3 protein-coding genes and 1 pseudogene are annotated in these 2,959 nt (G+C 74.9%); all 4 read left to right on the top strand.

The window, feature by feature from the left end; genetic code table 11:
- The coding region (locus tag IE321_RS41230) for a DUF6286 domain-containing protein (RefSeq protein ID WP_229916859.1) at positions 1 to 396 on the top strand (396 nt) is incomplete at its 5' end.
- Positions 389 to 916, top strand: coding sequence for a hypothetical protein (locus IE321_RS41225; protein ID WP_190226745.1), 528 nt, complete (start codon positions 389 to 391; stop codon positions 914 to 916). The genes IE321_RS41230 and IE321_RS41225, both read left to right, overlap by 8 nt.
- 302 nt (positions 917 to 1,218) lie before the next feature.
- Positions 1,219 to 2,235, top strand: a pseudogene (locus tag IE321_RS42980) (molybdopterin-dependent oxidoreductase); the annotation flags it as partial.
- Entirely contained in the window at positions 2,209 to 2,682 is a 474-nt protein-coding gene (locus tag IE321_RS43300) for a hypothetical protein (protein WP_229916861.1), read from the top strand. The pseudogene IE321_RS42980 and the gene IE321_RS43300, both read left to right, overlap by 27 nt.
- Positions 2,683 to 2,959: the final 277 nt, after the last annotated feature.

Raw genomic sequence — 2,959 nt, 5'->3', positions numbered from 1 at the left:
CGCCCGCCGGTCCTGCGCCGCGCGGCGGCCCTGGCGGCCGCCGCGGCGGGCGGGTGGCTGATCCTCCTGTCCGCCGCCCCGGGCGGTCACCGGACGCTGGCCCTCAACTGCGCGTCCCCGGTCCGGGCCCGGACGACGCGCGCGAGCGCCGCCCGGCTCGTACGCGGAGCACTCGCCGACGTCTCCGGTCTCCGCGTGCGCGGCGTCCGCTTCACTCCCCGCCGCGTCACCGTGCGGGCGGACGTCCTCTTCGGGTCGCCGGAGGACGTCCGGCAGAGGGCCGTCGGCGTCGTCGCCGCCACCGTCGCGTCCCTCTCCCCGGGGCGCCGCCCCGCCGTACGCCTCCGCCTGAAGGCGCCCGGGGACCGTCGTACCGGGAAGGACGCCCATGCCTGACCGGACGACCGTCACCAACCGCCTCGCCCTCGCTCTCGCGGGGACCGCCCTCCTCGCCTGCGCGGCGAGCGGGGCCCGCTGGGGCGAAGCCCTGGCCCTGCCCGCCGGGCTCCGGCACCTGGAGCGGGCCGGACCCGCCCTCGTCGCCTCGGCGAGCCTCCTGGGCATGGCCGCCGGGCTGGGACTGCTGGTGATGCAGCTTCCCCGGCGGGCGCCTCGGCGTCTGCGCCTCGCCACCCCCGGATGCGCGCTCGACGGCCGGGCCGTGCGCCGGGCCGTTCGAGAAGCCTGCTCCACCGTCCCGGGGGTCGTCCGGGTCCGCTGCCGCCTGACGCGTCGCGGGCGCGACCTCGACCTCTCCCTCACCCTTCGGATCGTCTGCGGGACGGACCCGGGCGATGTCCTCACCCGGGTGTCCACCGCGGTGCTTCCCCCGGTCGAAGCCCTGCTCGCGCCCCGGCGCCTCCACACCCGCATCGACCTGAGGGTCCGACGCCCTCGTGCCCACAGGGTCGCCTGAGAGCGCCGGGGCCGTGACCGGCGCCGGGTACCGGAGCCCGCAGCGGACGGGGACCCGGCCGCGCCCCCTTCGCCCGGCCGGCTCCGAGAAGGGGACTCCGCTTGCCACCCTGTGCGTGCGACGCCGTTCGGCCGTCGGGGCTCCGGAGGGCGTCGTCGACGAGCGTGAGGACCACGGTGAGGAGGCGGAGACGGGGAGGCCACGGTGTCAGCCGGTGGCGGTGGGGGGTACCCGCGAGGCTGACAGCTCGTCGTGAGTCCGGGAGGCGGTATGGGCAGGGAGGTGGACCGCATCGCGCGGCCTACACCCTCGCCGTCCTCGCCCGGGCCGGCATCGGCACCGACCACCTCGACGGCAACACGCGTCTGTGCACGTCGACGGCGGCCGAGGCCCTGAAGGAGTCCTTCGGCTGCGACGGACAGCCGGGAAGCTACGACGACATCGACCACGCGGACGTCATCGCCCTCTTCGGCCACAACCTCGCCGAGACCCAGTCGGCGCAGTGGATGCGGATCCTGGACCGGCTGGCGGGTGGCGACCCGCCCCGGCTGGTGTGCGTGGACCCCCGCCCGACCAAGGTGGCGCGCCGGGCCACGGTCCACCTCGCCCCGCGCGTGGGGACGAACCTCGCCCTGCTCAACGCGCTTCTGCACGAGGTCGTCCGCGCGGGCCGCGTCGACACCGCGTACATCGCGGCCCACACCGTCGGCTTCGACGAGCTGAAGGCCCGCGTCGCCCCCTGCACGCCGGAGTGGGCCGAGGGCGTCTGCGACGTCCCCGCCGCCCGGATCCGGGAGGCGGCGGAGATCCTGGGGACGGCGGACCGGCTGCTGTCGACCGTGCTGCAGGGCGTCCACCAGTCCCACCAGGCGACCGCGGCGGCCGTACAGGTCAACAACCTGCACCTGATCCGGGGCATGCTGGGCCGGCCCGGTGCGGGCGTCCTGCAGGAGAACGGGCAGCCCACCGCCCAGATCACCCGGGGATGTGGCGCCAACGGCGACCTGCCCGGATTCCGCAACTGGCAGAACGACGAGCACGTCGCCGACCTGGCCCGGGTGTGGAACGTCGACCCGAAGACCATCCCGCACTACGGCCCTCCCACGCACGCCCTCCAGATGTTCCGCTACGCCGAGCAGGGCTCGCTGCGCATGCTGTGGATCAGTGGCACCAATCCGGCCGTGTCCCTTCCCGAGCCGTCCCGCATCCGCTCGGTCCTCGCCCAGGAACGCCTCTTCGTCGTCGTCCAGGACCTCTTCCCGACCGAGACCGCCCAACTCGCCGACGTCGTCCTGCGCGCCCTCCACCGCGGGGAACAGGACCTCGCCACCGAGCTCGCCTCGGTCGCCGAGCGCCACGCGGCCGAACACGAGATCCATCACGTGGCCCTCGACCTCGCGGCCTGGTCGCGCGAGCACGTCGAGCGCCTGGAGCGGGCCGCCCGCGCTCACGGCCCGGACTTCGCCGGGGCGGACCAGGACGGCTCCGCGTCGGGATCTCTCGCGACCCCGACGGTACGGACTGCCGGGACACGGGGGTGCGGCCCGGAGCCCGGCCTGCTGCTCCTTCACGATCTGCGCGACCTGCATCTGATGGCCACGGAGAACTCCTTGTACTGGGAGATGCTCGCCCAGGTCGCCCGGGCGACCCGCGACGATCGGGCCCTGGACCTCGCCTCGGACTGCCGTCCCCGGACCCTGCGGCAGATCCGCTGGACCAACACCATGATCAAAACCCTGTCTCCGCAAGCCCTTTCGATTCTGTGAGCAGGTCGGCCGGCCGTGCCGGCTCCGGGCGCGGCACCCGGGCGAGCGGGGCTCGTCGGCACGGACGGGCCGGTCGGGCCCGTGATCCAGCGTACGGGGCGGCACCTGCCCGGTCGCGGACATGCGGCGGCCCGCCCGCCCCTGGTCGGGACGGGCGGGCCGGTCGATCGTTCCGCGGGGTTACTTCAGGCCGTTGCTGATCGCGTTCACGAGTTCGCCCTCGGCGGTGTCGCCGTTGAACTCCCAGAAGAACGCGCCGCCCAGGCCCTGGTTCTTG

This window comes from Streptomyces hydrogenans (assembly GCF_014656075.1).
Classification (GTDB): Bacteria; Actinomycetota; Actinomycetes; order Streptomycetales; family Streptomycetaceae; genus Streptomyces; species Streptomyces hydrogenans.
This window is presented reverse-complemented; position numbering and strand designations above follow the sequence as displayed.